At 48.5% G+C, this 15,194-nt stretch carries 12 protein-coding genes; 8 read left to right on the forward strand and 4 right to left on the reverse strand.

The genetic code is table 11. The annotated features are described in order from the left end of the window. Positions 1-483: 483 nt before the first annotated feature. The 7 genes from ACFOGI_RS05550 to ACFOGI_RS05580 all read left to right on the forward strand — a co-directional run bounded on the left by ACFOGI_RS05550 (position 484) and on the right by ACFOGI_RS05580 (position 8,828). Positions 484-3,603: a S8 family serine peptidase gene (locus tag ACFOGI_RS05550; RefSeq protein ID WP_390269681.1), complete on the forward strand. Its 3,120-nt coding sequence runs from the start codon at positions 484-486 to the stop codon at positions 3,601-3,603. A 408-nt stretch (positions 3,604-4,011) separates the two neighbouring features. After that, on the forward strand, positions 4,012-5,271 hold the full coding sequence (locus ACFOGI_RS05555) for an NAD(P)H-dependent oxidoreductase (RefSeq protein WP_390269684.1): 1,260 nt from the start codon (positions 4,012-4,014) through the stop codon (positions 5,269-5,271). A 39-nt stretch (positions 5,272-5,310) separates the two neighbouring features. Next, the gene (locus ACFOGI_RS05560) at positions 5,311-5,733 is read left to right on the forward strand and encodes a transcriptional regulator GutM (protein WP_390269687.1); all 423 of its coding nucleotides are present in this window, start codon (positions 5,311-5,313) and stop codon (positions 5,731-5,733) included. Positions 5,734-5,881: 148 nt separating this feature from the next. Beyond that, entirely contained in the window at positions 5,882-6,418 is a 537-nt protein-coding gene (gene srlA, locus ACFOGI_RS05565) for a PTS glucitol/sorbitol transporter subunit IIC (protein WP_390269690.1), read from the forward strand. Between the two features lie 5 nt (positions 6,419-6,423). Further along, the gene (srlE, locus tag ACFOGI_RS05570) at positions 6,424-7,458 is read left to right on the forward strand and encodes a PTS glucitol/sorbitol transporter subunit IIB (RefSeq protein ID WP_390269693.1); all 1,035 of its coding nucleotides are present in this window, start codon (positions 6,424-6,426) and stop codon (positions 7,456-7,458) included. A 36-nt stretch (positions 7,459-7,494) separates the two neighbouring features. Continuing rightward, the gene (locus ACFOGI_RS05575) at positions 7,495-7,851 is read left to right on the forward strand and encodes a PTS glucitol/sorbitol transporter subunit IIA (protein WP_390269696.1); all 357 of its coding nucleotides are present in this window, start codon (positions 7,495-7,497) and stop codon (positions 7,849-7,851) included. Between the two features lie 38 nt (positions 7,852-7,889). Beyond that, positions 7,890-8,828, forward strand: coding sequence for a sugar-binding transcriptional regulator (locus ACFOGI_RS05580; RefSeq protein ID WP_390269699.1), 939 nt, complete (start codon positions 7,890-7,892; stop codon positions 8,826-8,828). 273 nt (positions 8,829-9,101) lie between these two features. Here the strand turns inward: ACFOGI_RS05580 and ACFOGI_RS05585 are convergent, their stop codons facing one another. From ACFOGI_RS05585 to ACFOGI_RS05595, 3 genes are all read right to left on the reverse strand, one after another. Continuing rightward, positions 9,102-9,887: a glucose 1-dehydrogenase gene (locus tag ACFOGI_RS05585; protein WP_390269702.1), complete on the reverse strand. Its 786-nt coding sequence runs from the start codon at positions 9,885-9,887 to the stop codon at positions 9,102-9,104. A gap of 436 nt (positions 9,888-10,323) precedes the next feature. Next, positions 10,324-11,682, reverse strand: a complete 1,359-nt coding sequence (gene brnQ, locus ACFOGI_RS05590) for a branched-chain amino acid transport system II carrier protein (RefSeq protein ID WP_390269705.1) — start codon at positions 11,680-11,682, stop codon at positions 10,324-10,326. Positions 11,683-11,906: 224 nt separating this feature from the next. Then, positions 11,907-12,170, reverse strand: a complete 264-nt coding sequence (locus tag ACFOGI_RS05595; protein WP_390269708.1) for a hypothetical protein — start codon at positions 12,168-12,170, stop codon at positions 11,907-11,909. A gap of 129 nt (positions 12,171-12,299) precedes the next feature. On the opposite strand from ACFOGI_RS05595, the gene ACFOGI_RS05600 reads away from it, so the two are divergent. Beyond that, positions 12,300-13,760 (forward strand): APC family permease, encoded by a 1,461-nt coding sequence (locus ACFOGI_RS05600; protein WP_390269710.1) that lies wholly within the window; start codon positions 12,300-12,302, stop codon positions 13,758-13,760. 47 nt (positions 13,761-13,807) lie between these two features. Here ACFOGI_RS05600 and ACFOGI_RS05605 read toward each other — a convergent pair whose 3' ends face one another. Next, complete coding sequence (locus ACFOGI_RS05605) at positions 13,808-15,121, reverse strand: nucleotide sugar dehydrogenase (RefSeq protein WP_390269713.1); 1,314 nt, start codon at positions 15,119-15,121, stop codon at positions 13,808-13,810. Between the last annotated feature and the right edge of the window lie 73 nt (positions 15,122-15,194).

The raw sequence follows: 15,194 nt of genomic DNA on the forward strand, positions 1-15,194 counted from the left end.
CTCCATATAAAACCAACTTGGTTTCCTTATCAGGGAGAGTGGATTACACAGACTTCTTGACACTACCCGCGCACACCGCAACTCGGTCGCCACCAAGCTGCACTAGGGCGTCGTCATGCCGCACTCGGGCCGCACGCTCCACAACTCGGTCGCCACCACCCCGCACTCGGTCCGCACACACCGCTACTTGTGCGTCGTCATGCCGCACTCGGGCCACACACACCGCCACTCAGTCGCCACCAAGCCGAACTCGGGCCATACGCACCGCTACTCAGGCGCCATCATGCCGCACCCGGGCCACGCGCCCTGCCTCCCACCGCAATCCCCTAAATTTTTCCTGAAACCCGGGACTTTCGACTCTAGTAGGGGAATCTAGCATCTTATATGATTACGGATATCTGAATATTTTGCAAGTATATCGAAGGGAGGACCGGTTCGGAGCCAGGTTGATGCGTGATAGATATAAATTCAGGGGGGAAGAGAATGGGGAAGAAGATTGCCGTCGTATGGATGGCGGTGCTGCTCGTGCTGGGGAATGCATCCGTTGCAAGCGCGATGGGTCAGGTGCAGCAGCTGAACAAACAGAAGCCGTCGATCAGTGAGGATGAGTGGAAGGAGACGAATGATCCGGACCAGGAAGTCAGGGTCATTGTCGAGATGGATGAGGAGGCGCCGGTGGAAGAGGCGACGAAGCAAGGTGTCCGTTATAAAGATATGGAGAAGTCCAAGAAGACAGGGCTTGAGCGGGCGGCCGAAGCGGTCCAGAAGAATGCCAAGGATAAGATGAGGGCAAAGGGGCTGAAGGCGAAGTTCGAGCAGGAATTCTCTGCTGTCGTCAATGGCTTCAGTGCCAATGTGAAACAAGGCGATATTCAAGAGATCGAGGAGATTCCGGAAGTCAAAGCCGTACATATGGTGAATACTTATGAGCGCCCGATCGCCGAGCCCGACATGATTTCCAGCAAGGAGATCATCGAGGCGCAGGCAGCCTGGCGAGACTTTGGCCATCAAGGGGAAGGCATGGTGGTCGGCATCATTGATACCGGTATCGACCCGAGCCACCGGGACATGGTGCTTTCCGACGGCAAAACGGCCGAGCTGACAGAGGAATTTGTCCAGGAAACGGTCGAGGAAGAGGAACTGCCTGGGAAGTATTATACGGAAAAAGTTCCTTATGGCTACAATTATATGGATGGAAATGATAAAATCCGCGAAGTCCATTCCGAGGCTTCCTATCACGGCATGCATGTTGCCGGAACGGTAGGGGCGAATGGCGATGAAGATAGCGGTGGCATCAAGGGTGTCGCACCCGAGGCACAGCTGTTGGCGTTGAAAGTATTCGGAAACGATCCCGAGTTCCAGTCCACCTATGGCGACATCTACATCAAAGCCATCGATGACGCGATCAAGCTGGGAGCGGATGTGGTGAACATGAGCCTCGGCTCGCCGTCCGGGTTCGTGAGTGAGGAGTCGCCGGAGCAGCAGGCGGTCAGCCGGGCAGTGGATAATGGCGTGCTCATGTCGATTTCCGCAGGCAATTCTGCCATGTTCGGGGACGGGTTCTTCTACCCGTATGCCTCCAATCCGGACTATGGGGTGAGCGGTTCACCTGGTCTTGCGGAAGACTCACTGCAAGTGGCATCCTATGAAAATGTCTGGATGGAAGTAGATGCCCTCGAGTACAGCATCGACGGGTCCGAAGAGCGGGCAGCATTCCTGTCAGCCAGCAGCACGCATCCGGATGATGTCGAGGAGAAATCTTTTGCTTTAGTTGAAGCAGGTCTCGGATCTCCGGAAGATTTTGAAGGGAAAGACCTCACAGGTAGTTACGCCCTGATTCAGCGCGGTGAGCTTGCCTTTACGGAAAAGGCTTTGAACGCGCAGGCAGCCGGAGCGGCCGGGGTGATCATCTATAATAACGAAGACGGCATCGTCAACATGGCGACAGACCCGGAAATCACCATCCCGCAGTTGTTCATGCAAAAAAGTGATGGGGACGCGCTTGCGGAATCACTGCAAAATGGTGAAGAGGTGTCCATCACATTTACCGGGGAAAAGACGAGCATCGTCAACCCGGAAGCAGGCCAGATGAGCGCCTTCACTTCCTGGGGGCTTACGCCGAACCTTGATTTCAAACCGGAAATCACCGCACCAGGAGGGCAAATCTATTCCACACTGAATGATAATGAATACGGCCTGATGAGCGGCACGTCCATGGCCGCACCGCATGTATCCGGCGGAGGCGCGCTCGTGCTGGAGCGGGTCGATGAGGATTTCGGCTATGATGGAGCGGACCGCGTCAACCTGGCCAAAAACCTGATGATGAACACGTCGGAACCCGTGGACTTCCAAGGGGCACCCGTTTCCCCGCGCCGCCAGGGAGCAGGGATCATGCAGCTGCATGCCGCCTTGTCCACGCCGGTGATGGTGACGGAGCCGGAGACGAATGAAGCGAAAGTCGCACTAAAGGAAGTCACCGAAAATGAAGTCAGCTTCGAGCTGCAAGCGGAAAATTTCTCAGATGAAGCGGTCGAATATGAAGTCGAAGCAAATGCACAGACAGACGCACCGGTGGACGGGGGAGGTTTCATGATCTCCGCTCCTAATGACATCGGCGCTTATGAATTGGAAAATGCCGCCACGGTCAATAAGGACAGCATCACAGTTCCGGCCGGCGGATCGGCAAACTTCACCGTAACCATTGATGTCAGCGAGTGGGACGAGTCGATCAGGCAGTACTTCACCAACGGTTATTGGCTGGAAGGCTTTGTCACACTGACAGACCCATCGGACAATCATCCACAGCTGACCGTTCCATATGCCGGCTTCAAAGGCGAGTGGGATGCAGCGCCGATCTTTGACACGCCACTATGGGATCCGATGAGCTATTACGGCATGACCGGCGTCGTCACGCATCTGGGCGAGGATAGCTTCGGCGTGCTTGGTGCAGGGGAGGAAACCGTGGACCCTGAGACCATCGCGTTCTCTCCGGATGGCAATGGCGTGAAAGATGATGCCGGACTCGCCATCACTTTATTGAGAAATGCAGCCGAATTGAACGTGCGTGTGGTGGATGAGGATGGAAATATCGTAGAGCATATCGCAGAGGAAGAATTTTTGGCCAAAGATTATTATGACAGCGGCCTGGCCACCCACTATAAAGCATCCACGGACTGGATGTGGGACGGCAACATTGATGGCAAACCCGCACCAGAAGGCCAGTACTACCTGGAGGCCGAGGCAGTGATCGACTATGATGGAGCCGAGCCGCAGCAAATCCAATTGCCGGTGATTCTCGATACGACCGCACCGGTGGTGGAAGCCGATGTCAACCGCGGCCAGCGCGAACTGAGCGTGGAAGTGGCAGACACTGACGGCGGAAGCGGAATCGCCTCCTGGGACGTGATCGTCGACGGCAGCTCTGCGTTGGACGAGCCACTTTCAGGTGATGCCACCACCCATGCATTAGACGGCATCCACCCGAGCCAGTCGGTCAAAGTCATCGCAACGGACCACGCAGGCAACGTATCAGAAGAGGTCATCATGGGACCGAAGGGAAAAGCAGTTGGTAAAGGAAAGGGCAATGGTAAGGGGAATAAATAGAATTAAAGAAACAGCCGGCACCTGGTGAGGTGGCCGGCTATTTTTATGGAGAGAGACCTGCACAGCCCGAGTGGTAGAAGGTGTGACCCGATTTGCGCCCTGCATGGCCCAAGTAACAGATGATTCCGCCGATTTGCGCCTCCGAGCGGCACTCAAATATGCTGTGGTATAGCTTTAGAAAATAGCAATCTCCTGGCAGGTAAGATTATTTTAAAAAATCTGTTGACAGAAACCGGTTTCAAATATATAATGAAAACGCATTCTAACAAATGATACAAGTTGTAACAAATGTTACATAATCTAATCAATTTTTACTAAATGTAACATTTGTTAGATTATATGATTCTCTCATTGTTGAATCTAAGGGTCTGAAGCTTTGATGCTTACAGTGTAAAAGGAGGAAGCAACATGTCAATCTATCAACAGCTTTTGGAAAGGGATAGGGAAAAGAATCCAATTAAGGTCGGTGTAATCGGGGCAGGCCAAATGGGATATGGTCTGATTTCACAGATTTCCAGAATTCCAGGAATGGTAGTCGGAGGAATTTCTGATATCAGAGAAGAAAACGCTAACAGAGCAAAAGAATTCTATCTATCTCAGGAAAAACTCAATGTCCAAACCATTGCATCTACTGATTATAAAGAAGTGATCCAGTCACAAAACGTGGAAGTAGTAGTGGATGCCACCGGTGTTCCGGAAGTCGGTGCAAACATTTCATTAGAAGCTTTACGTTCTCAAAAACATTTGGTACTGCTCAATGTTGAAGTGGATATCACCATTGGTTCCTATATGAATTCTCTTTTCAACTCTGCTGGGTTGGTTTACTCTGGATCAGCTGGAGATGAACCCGCCGCAATCGTCGAGTTGTATGAATTTGCCAAGACCATGGGAATGGAAGTAGTTGTAGCAGGTAAAGGAAAGAATAACGCACTCAAGCCGAATGCGAATCCGGATACAGCTGCCGAAGAAGCTAGAGCTAAGAATATGAGTGCACATATGCTCGCTGCCTTCCAAGATGGTACGAAAACAATGGCAGAGATGAATCTGTTAAGTAATGCGATTGGATTAGTACCTGACAAAGTCGGCATGCATGGGGTGGACGCAGGGCTTGACGATGTTGCTAAGAAACTGGATCTGAAAGAAAATGGAGGAGTATTGGACAACCTGGGTGTAGTTGAATATGTAAATGGCTTGGCACCAGGGGTTTTCGTCATTGTGAAGAGTGAGTTGGAACCGGTAGATGAAGAACTGCGCTACCTGCTGAAAGTAGATAGTAATCACGGTAATCACTATACTCTGTATCGTCCGTACCATCTGGCAAGCTTGGAAACTCCAGTCACCATTGCGAAGGCTGTACTGAATCAAGATACGTCCATCCATCCTCTTGGAGCTCCAGTGTCTGAAACGGTAACAGTAGCAAAAAGGGATATTAAAGAAGGAGAAACCCTGGATGGTATTGGTGGATATTCGGTCAGAGGGGTGCTGGAAACGCATCAGGACATGAAAACAAATGGACATATTCCTATCGGATTGATCAGTGGGAAAGTCGTCGCTAAACAAGATATTAAAGAAGGACAATTTTTAACACAGGATGATGTAGAACTCGACCCATCCACTACAGTTTGGAAGTTGAGAGCCTTACAGGACCACATGTTTTCTGACAAATAAGCCGGGGTAAAGCCAGGCTGGTGAAATAGAGGGGCAGATATGAATTTAATAATTATTGCTTGTCTCATTTTGGTAATGAATTATGCTCTTACATTTATCCAAGTAAGACATTATCGGAAATCAATGGAGAAGCTTATAAGCAGGTACAGAGGGAATAGTGATTACTATTTGTTTTCCGGACAATCTAGAAGGATGTTGAAGTCGGGATCGATAGCAATGCTTATTGTAGATAAGGATTATAACATAATTGAATGCCAAGTAATGAAAGGCGTAAGTGTGTTGACAAGCTTCAAAGCAGTAGAGCGCTATAAAGGATTGCATGTTGGCACATTACTATCAGATTTGCATGATAAGCATACACCAAGTAAAGACAGCAAAAAGAAGAAGATACCTGCAATCACTGCTGCCTTGATGTCTGCAGCGGAGAATGCGTTGATGACTATTCCCAAAAAGAGAGCTTGAATTATGGGATTCTTGGACATGCCCCTCTGTGCACCTCTTGTACATAGGGGGCAACGCCCAGCGGGGATAAAAAACTTTCATTATTTAATTTAATGAAAGGGCTATCAAATCTAGAAATAATTTCTTTTTACAGGAAGGAGCATGAGGGATGCAATGGATTGAATGGTTTGGTGAGCATTTCATAGGTTTGTTCAATGCCGGTGGAGAACAATTCATGAGTTTGTTCACATCAATTGTACCGACATTAGTAGTTCTACTGACATTCACCTATGCAATGATCAAATTCATCGGGGATGACAGAGTGACAAAAGGAATACAATTTGCTTCGAAATATATGATCCTACGATATACATTGATGCCTATCTTATCTATTTTACTACTAACAAACCCGATGGCATACACGTTTGGAAGGTTTGTCAAAGAAGAACAGAAACCAGCATTCTTCGATTCACTGGTATCGTTTCTACACCCAGTTACTTCGTTATTTCCCTATGCAAATGCCGGTGAACTGTTTGTCTATTTAGGGATAGCAAACGGGATAGCGCAGGCAGGTTATTCTCAATCAGAATTGGCTGTCCGGTATTTCCTTGTAGCGATACTAATTATTCTGATCCGTGGTGTGATAACAGAACAGATAACAAAATATCTAGCGCGAAGAATGGCGAATTCTGCGGTTAAGGAGTGATCATCATGACGTATAAGCCTGTTTTTGTAAACAAAGGTGCTGGAGGCTGGGGAAAAGGCCTTGAAATTGAGCCGAAAGGGAAAAGAACGAAAGTAGTCTCCGTTACAGGCGGCGGCATCCATCCAGTAGCACAGAAAATAGCGGAATTAAGCGGGGCGGAAGCAGTTGACGGTTTCAAGAATTCTGTACCTGAGGATGAAATGGCCTGTGTCATTATTGATTGTGGGGGAACAGCCAGAATCGGCGTATATCCCATGAAAAAGATTCCTACGGTTGATGTCATGGATGCATCGCCATCAGGGCCACTTGCTAAACATATTACGGAAGATATCTTTGTATCAGGGGTTGCCCCCAAGGATGTTCAATTATTGAATGAGTCGGAGTCGGCGGCGACCGTGGAAAAGTCAGAAGAGCCGGAAGAGGATGCAACTAGTTTTGACACGTCCGATCGAGAAAAATTCCAGGAAACGTATGAAAAAGTGAAGCAGGAAAATAGAGAGAAGCAACAGGATAATCTCCTAATGCGATTTTCAAAATCCATAGGGAAGGTGACCGGTACATTCTATCAAGCAGGTCGGGATTCTATTGATATGCTCATCAAAAATATTCTCCCGTTCATGGCGTTTGTCAGTATGCTGATTGGTATCATCAATTACACCGGTATTGGAGATGTCATAGCAAATACGCTCTCTCCTTTAGCTAGTTCACTAGGCGGGTTGATCGTCATTGTACTGATATGTACCCTGCCATTCTTGTCACCAGTTCTCGGGCCGGGTGCAGTAATTGCACAAGTTATCGGGGTCCTGATCGGGAGCCAGATCGGTGCGGGGAATATCCCCCCTGCCTTTGCATTGCCGGCATTGTTCGCAATCAACGGACAGGTAGGTGCGGATTTCGTACCGGTAGGTTTATCGCTGGCCGAGGCAGAGCCTGAAACCGTTCAATTTGGTGTACCGGCAGTCTTATACAGCCGTTTGATCACGGGTGTCCTTGCCGTTATCATTGCATATTTTGCAAGCTTTGGAATGTATTCATCTTAATATCAGATTCTGATCACATTAATGGAGGTATAGTATATGTATAAATCAGTTGTAGAAAATGTTGGACCTTTAGCTTTAGCTTTTGAGGAAGAAAAAGTTATCATTCTGTTTGGTCCTCAGGCTCCAGATGAGTTGAAAGAAGTATCCATCATCCACGAAGCTGCGGAAGACTCTTCGGAGAATCCTATTAAAGAAGGCGGCAAGTTTATCGTGGATGATCAGGAGTACACCGTGACGGCTGTCGGATCTTCAGCTAATGAAAACTTGAAAGAGCTCGGGCATATTTCCATTTATTTCTCTGAGCCTAACGAAGATGTGTTGCCAGGTGCAGTATTTGCCTCACCTTCCAAACTGCCTGAATGTAAAGATGGAAGCGTGATAGAATTCAAGTAGGGAAAAATTAAGTTTTAAATGCGGGATAGGTGAAGGAAATGTCATATTTGGAAGACAGAAGGCTTATGGTCAAGATAGCCACGATGTACTATGAACAGGGTGCTACTCAGTCGGAAATAGCCAAGAATGTTGGTGTCAGTCGTTCGTTGGTATCAAAGTATCTTACGAAATCAAAACAACTGGGTATTGTTGAAATCATCATTCATGATGAGGAGGAACACCCTTTTACGGGGCTGGAAACAAAGCTGGAACGCAAATATGGATTGCGGGAAGTCGTTTGTGTACCTTTTTCGGAAAGTGATCAATCAAAAAAACACCTGGGAGAAGCAGCCAGCAAATATTTACTTCGAATGGTCAAGGATGGACAGATTATCGGCGTCTCAGCAGGAACCACGTTAGACGAAGTGGCAGCGGCGATGTCTTCCAGCCAATATTTCCCCGAGCTGACGTTTGTTCCATTAGTAGGCGGGATGGGGGATGAACGAGTAGACATTCATGCCAATCATATTGCAGCCACATTTGCAGAACGGTTGCAGGCGAAATATCGGCTGCTTCATGCCCCCGTACTGTTAGACTCTAGAGAAGCCAAGGATATCATTATCAATCAATCCTCGATAAGAAAAGTATGTGATACCGGAAAGCAATCCCATATAGCAGTGGTGGGTATTGGCGGTACGCCTGAGCATTCAACCATGGTTAAGTCTTATCTTAATCATGGTATAGAAGATGACCCTGACTACAGGGATGTAGTGGGAGATATATGTTATAACTTCATCAATGAAAAAGGCGAGCCTGTTGAAAATGATTGGAATGAAAAATGCGTTTCACTGGATTTAGATAGTTTGCGGCAGATCCCTCTGGTCATAGGTACAGCTGCAGGTGAAGAAAAAGTAGAAGCAATCAGAGCGGCGCTTCGTGGAAAATTGATTCATGTCCTGATTACCGATGAGGTTACTGCGAAGGCTTTATTGGAGTAATTAGAAGGTTGGGTAGAACTCATTATTTCTATACGAGTTCATCCCAGCCTTTTTTTATATGCCTCGGTTATACATTCCTGCTTCCGAACAATGTTACCTGTCCTATTATATTCACATTATTAACCACAGCATCATTGAAATCTATATCAAGGAGGGACACTTCAGACAGTGGAATTGGAAGAGCAGTTGGAAAAAAGGCAAAGATAATAAATGGACCTAACAAAACAGCCGGCACCTGGAGTGGCCGGCTGTTTTTGGGTTTTAAGCTTACTATTAATATTTATACGATTGGCCGCCATCAATCGGAATCACTGCGGCATTGATGAAATCAGCTTCATCAGATAACAAGAATGCCACAAGGCTGCCGACTTCTTCCGGTTTACCAAATCGTTTCATCGGATTGGTGCTGACAAATTCTTTTCCTGCTTCTTCCCAATTGTCACCGCCCATTTGCTTCAGAGAGCCTTCTACCATCGGTGTCATGATGGCACCTGGGGCGATTGCTTTAATGCTTATACCATATTGGCCATATTCGATTCCGGAATTCCTGGTCAAGCCGACAACGCCATGTTTACTGGCTGCATAGCCGGATTGGTTCCCGACACCACGGATGCCGCCGACGGATGCGGTATTGACAATCGCACCGGATCCTTGTTTTTTCATTACTTCCAGCACATATTTCATTCCGTAGAACACACCGTTCAGGTTGATGCCGACTACTTTGCTGAACTCATCAGAACTGTAGTCTTCTGTAAGATTCTGCTTGCCTTCGATTCCTGCATTATTGAAGAATCCATCAATCCTTCCAAAATGGTCGGTTGTTTGCTGAACATAATTTTTCACAGCTTTCTCATCCGACACATCCGCAGTGATCAGGAGCACCTCAGCTTCAGGAGCTTCTTTAGCAATGAGGTCTTTGGTTTCTTCCAATGCTTCATTATTAAGGTCTACCAAGGAGAGCTTTGCCCCCTCTTTAGCCACCTGTAAGGCTGATGCCTGGCCCAGACCAGAGGCTGCACCTGTAATTAATACAACTTTATCATCGAAACGGTTACTCATTATACATCACCCTTTATTCAAACTTATATAATGAATATTTTCTTTTCGTAGAAGTAATAAACAAATGGGGGCAGGCTGAGGAGGATTGCCCTCTACTCGGGCCAAGTCGCGCTCAATTTGGGCCACGTGCACCTCATCTCGGGCCGCGGACCATCTCACTCGTGCCTCACCCCGCGTCACTCGTGCCGTACCACAGTCCACTCGGGCCTCAACACCACTCACCACTCGTGCCACGTCACCACTCACTCGGGCGCCAGCCCTCGCCACTCGTGCCTCACCCCGCGTCACTCGTGCCGTAGCACAGTTCACTCAGGCCTCGTCCCGCTCAACTCGTGCCTCAGCACCACTCACTCAGGCGCCATTCCCGCCCACTCAGGCCTTAATTAGGATAATAAATCAGGGAGCAGCTTAGAATTTTCCTAAACTGCTCCCCTGACTAATGTTGGGATGCAGCCACATTTTTAGAACTTGTCGGCCAAAAATAGCCGATGACCGCACCAACGAGAGCTGGCAACATCCAGCCTAGCCCAATATCGTACAGTGGCAAATGCTCCATATAGAACAATGTAATTGGTTCAAATAATGAGAGAGACGCCCCTGGTACGCTGTCGACTAACGCATTGTATCCGTCGAAGAAGCTGACACAAAAAGTGAATAGCATGGCCGTTGCGTAAACACTCTGCTTATGTCCGAATAATGAGGACGAAAGGGTCAATAAGATCAAAACGATGGCCAGCGGGTACAGCAGCATTAATACGGGTACCGCATATTGGATGATATTGGTGAGCCCAAAGTTGGCAATGAGGAACGACAGAAGGCACAGGATCAGAACGAACAGCTTATAGTTTATCTTAGGAAAGACCTGATGGAAAAACTCGCTGCAAGCTATGATCAATCCGATGCTCGTCTTCAAGCAAGCCAGGACGATGATGATCGCCAGCAGAATGTTTCCGAATGCCCCGAAGTAATGCTGGGCAACTGCAGCGAAAATCAACCCGCCATTATCATAAGAACCGATGGCTGACAGACTCGATGCACCCATGTAGGTAATGAGTCCGAACAGCAGCATCATCAGCCCCATGGCGAAAATCCCTGATTTCAGCGTAGCTTTCGCGATTTCCTTAGAACCGGTAATCCCCCGTCCCTTTATTGCCTGGATGACAACGATGCCGAATGCCAGGGAGGCAAGGGCGTCCATCGTGTTATACCCCTCTTTGAAGCCCGTGATAAATGCCAAATCATTATAATCCCCAATCGGCTGGCCGAAGTTGCCCATCGGTTTAACGATCGCAGTGATAATTAAAAGAGATAAAAACAGTAAAAACGCAGGGGTCAGATATTTGCCGATATAGTCGATGATCTTCGCTGGATTCAACGAGAAATAATAGACGATCGCAAAAAATGCAAAGCTGAAGAGCCCCAGATATAAACTGCCATGCACCGGGTTGATATACGGCTCAAACCCGACAACGAAAGGAACTGTCGCTGTTCGTGGGATGGCAAAAAATGGTCCGATCGTCAGGTAAAGAGCGATGGCAAAGACCAATCCGAATAGTGGATGGACCCTGCCTGCCAGCTGACGCAATCCACTACTGCCGGATAAACCAAATGCCAAGATCCCTATAAAAGGAAGCCCGATGGCCGTGGTGAGGAACCCGATCAATGCGGGCCAAAAATTCGTGCCAGCGAGTTGCCCCAGCTGAATCGGAAATATCAAATTTCCCGCACCAAAGAACATTCCGAATAGCATCGTGCCAATAATCGCATAGGTAGAAAATGATGATTGTTTCTGCATAGATGTGCTCCTCCTAGGTGAATTGGAACTATTTTATCACCTTTCATAGGAAGCATCTATAGCAATAAAATAAATGGAAATAGTGTCATTACTTAATTAAATGGAGGGCTTCGCCTATTGGGCGCCACTCGTGCCACGCACCCGCTTACTCGGTCGCCGACCCGCGCCACTCGGGCCGCATGCACCTCGACTCGGTCGCCAGCCACTGCCACTCGGGCCGCGCCTCATCGCACTCGGTCGCCAGCCCCCACCACTCGGGCCACACGATCACTCACTCGGTCGCCGACCCGCGCCACTCGTGCCGCGCACCCGCTCACTCGGTCGCCAGCCCCCGCCACTCGTGCCGCATGCACCTCGACTCGGGCCCCAACCACCGCACCCGCCACATCAACTGCACTCCATCCCGCTTCTCCTCCCATTCTACGCCAAATCTGCCCATATTTTCCCTCACCATTCATGTCACGCGCCAATTCGCCATTCTTAGACAAAATTCCTCCCTCATCACATAAAAGTCTTCATTCGCGCAGGTCACATAATGGTTGATATAATTTAAGAATCATCTGATCACAGATAGTACATAATAAGTCTGGGTATCATACATAAAGGAGATTTCATCCATGGAGAACAGAACGACGTTGAAAAAATCCCTGAAGCCGCAATGGGTGTGGGCAATTGCACTGGGGTCATCGATTGGTTGGGGTGCGTTTGTGCAGCCGACGAACTGGATGTCCACGGCAGGCCCGCTTGGTGTCATCATCGGTTTCCTGATCGGTGCGCTGCTGATGATGCTGATCGCGGTGAGTTATGGGTTTCTGATTAAGAGCTTTCCGGTTTCTGGCGGTGAGTTCGCCTATGCCTTCATCAGTTTGGGGCGGACGCATGCCTTTGTGAGCGGATGGTTCCTGACGCTCGGCTACATCTGTATTGTTGCCTTGAATGCGTCGGCATTTGCATTGATGATCAAATTCGTTTTTCCGGCAGTAATTGAGAATTTATATCTATATGAGATTGCCGGCTGGGAAGTGTATGGGATGGAAATCCTCATCGCTTCGATCCTGCTCGGCTTCTTCGGTTTCATGAACATCCGCGGCGCGGGCATCACCGGCCGTGCGCAGTTTTACTTTTGCTTAGTGATGATCGCCAGTATCGTGACCGTCACCTTAATGGTCGGCGCCCAGCCTGGAGCAGGGCTTGGCAATATAGATGCCTACTTCCCGGCAGAGACGACGGCATTCGCTGCAATCATCTCGATTGTCGCGATTGCCCCGTGGGCCTATGTCGGCTTTGATAATGTGCCGCAAGCGGCAGAGGAATTCAAATTTTCCTCGAAGAAAGCTTTCTCCCTGATCATTTTCGCCATCCTGGCCGCGGCCATCCTGTACAGCATGATGATTCTGGCGACAGCGATGACACAGCCATGGGAAGCATTAGTCGCAGAAGGCCATGCATGGGGAACAGGGGTGGCCATCCAAGAATTGCTCGGCACATTCGGCCTGGTGCTCTTGGTTGTTGCGCTCAGTATGGGGATATTCACCGGCCTGAACGGCTTCATCATCTCCACCAGCCGGCTGTTGTTCGCGATGTCCCGGGCAAAAATCATCCCGGGCGCCTTTTCCAAACTGCATTCGAAATATGAGACGCCATACCTCGGCATCATTTTCGCCGTCATCGTGTCCATGATTGCGCCGTGGTTCGGCCGCGAAGCGCTTGTCTGGGTGGTCGACATGTCATCCATCGGGGTGACGATCGCCTATTTCTACACCTGTTATACGGCATTCACCCTGTTCAAAAGCAGCAAGGGGAGCGACTTCAATCCACAGAAACACGTGGTCGCACCAGGCAAGAAGACCTTCGCGCTGCTCGGCATGGTTGCGAGCCTCACCTTCCTGGCTCTCTTGCTGATACCAGGCTCACCGGCCTTCCTCGGCATCGAGTCAAGGATCGCCCTGATCGCCTGGGTCGTGCTCGGACTGATCTTCTACTTCATGAAGCGGAAGGAATTGAACGACATTCCGGAAGAGGAATTGAATTATTTGATTACTGGAAGTGAAGAGATCAAGGTGAAGAACAGGGAATAGAGAAAAAGCCCTGCCAGGTCCAAACCGGCAGGGCTTTTTCTTTACGATTACAGGCTCCAATAATGGAAGCCTCTTTCTTCACATGCATGATGATCCAGTGTCCCTTTTACATCGACGAGCACCTTTCGATCATCCTTATACATTTGCTCAAATGTATCCAAGTCGAACTCTTCTTTATACGCCTCATGTGGAACGGCATAAACGACAGCATTCAGGTCTTTTAAGTCTTCCTTGTCAGCGAGATCAATGCCGAACACTTTCTTCACTTCATCTTCTTCGGCAACTGGGTCATGGACAAGGAGCTCGACACCATATTCCTTTAGTTCCGTAATGATATCAATCACTTTAGTGTTTCGCACATCTCCTACATTCTCTTTGAATGTGAGTCCCAGCACGGCCACTCTTGCTCCATCGATTTCCTGTTTTGCCTTGATCATTTTCTTTATAATGTTGCTGGCGATATATTTGCCCATATCATCATTGATCTTCCGGCCGGACAGGATGATCTGTGAATGATAGCCGAGCTGTTCCGCTTTATAGGTGAAATAATACGGATCGACCCCGATACAGTGGCCGCCGACAAGTCCTGGTGTAAACTTAAGGAAGTTCCACTTGGTGCCTGCCGCTTCCAGTACGGCCTTTGTGTTGATATCCATCTTATTGAACACCATCGACAGCTCATTCATGAATGCGATATTGATATCGCGCTGGGAGTTCTCGATGACTTTGGCAGCTTCTGCCACTTTGATGGATTCTGCCTCATGGACGCCGGCCTCGATGATTGAACTGTATAGCGCGGAAATCTCCTTCAAAGCCTCTTCGTCAGAACCGGAAACGATTTTAGTAATTTTCGTCAAGGTGTTGACTTTATCTCCAGGATTGATCCGTTCAGGAGAATAGCCGACCTTGAAGTCTGTCCCGTACTGCAGCCCGGACTCTTCTTCAAGCATCGGAATACAGATTTCTTCCGTTGTTCCCGGGTAGACCGTCGATTCATAAACGACAATCGATCCTTCTGTCAGGTTGCGGCCGACGGTTTTGCTTGCCCCTATAACTGGATCCAGATTTGGTGTCTTATCTGTATTGATCGGGGTCGGAACAGCGACAATATGGAACTTGCATGCCTTCAGATCCTCTTCATTGCTGGTGAAAGTCATGGTCGTTTTTCTGAGAGCTTCATCACCCACTTCATCCGTGACGTCCACCCCGCTCATATATTTATCGAGCTTCTGGTGATTGACGTCAAAGCCGATGACATCATATTTCCTGGCAAGCTCCACAGCCAGAGGGAGACCGACATATCCCAGCCCGATTACTGCAATCTTTTCTTCTTTTGCTTGTATTCTTGTAAACAAACTCATTATTTTGCCTTCCTTTGCAAACGTAGTTGGTTTCGTATAACTGTTCAGGACTTACTCTACAGCTAAACCTATT

It is taken from the genome of Virgibacillus xinjiangensis (assembly GCF_042643145.1).
Lineage (GTDB): Bacteria > Bacillota > Bacilli > Bacillales > Amphibacillaceae > Virgibacillus_O > Virgibacillus_O xinjiangensis.

Coding starts and splice junctions, on each gene's coding strand:
- ACFOGI_RS05550 (WP_390269681.1), top strand. CDS start 484: ATGGGGAAGAAGATTGCCGTCGTATGGATGGCGGTGCTGCTCGTGCTG.
- ACFOGI_RS05555 (WP_390269684.1), top strand. CDS start 4,012: ATGTCAATCTATCAACAGCTTTTGGAAAGGGATAGGGAAAAGAATCCA.
- ACFOGI_RS05560 (WP_390269687.1), top strand. CDS start 5,311: ATGAATTTAATAATTATTGCTTGTCTCATTTTGGTAATGAATTATGCT.
- srlA (WP_390269690.1), top strand. CDS start 5,882: ATGCAATGGATTGAATGGTTTGGTGAGCATTTCATAGGTTTGTTCAAT.
- srlE (WP_390269693.1), top strand. CDS start 6,424: ATGACGTATAAGCCTGTTTTTGTAAACAAAGGTGCTGGAGGCTGGGGA.
- ACFOGI_RS05575 (WP_390269696.1), top strand. CDS start 7,495: ATGTATAAATCAGTTGTAGAAAATGTTGGACCTTTAGCTTTAGCTTTT.
- ACFOGI_RS05580 (WP_390269699.1), top strand. CDS start 7,890: ATGTCATATTTGGAAGACAGAAGGCTTATGGTCAAGATAGCCACGATG.
- ACFOGI_RS05585 (WP_390269702.1), bottom strand. CDS start 9,887: ATGAGTAACCGTTTCGATGATAAAGTTGTATTAATTACAGGTGCAGCC.
- brnQ (WP_390269705.1), bottom strand. CDS start 11,682: ATGCAGAAACAATCATCATTTTCTACCTATGCGATTATTGGCACGATG.
- ACFOGI_RS05600 (WP_390269710.1), top strand. CDS start 12,300: ATGGAGAACAGAACGACGTTGAAAAAATCCCTGAAGCCGCAATGGGTG.
- ACFOGI_RS05605 (WP_390269713.1), bottom strand. CDS start 15,121: ATGAGTTTGTTTACAAGAATACAAGCAAAAGAAGAAAAGATTGCAGTA.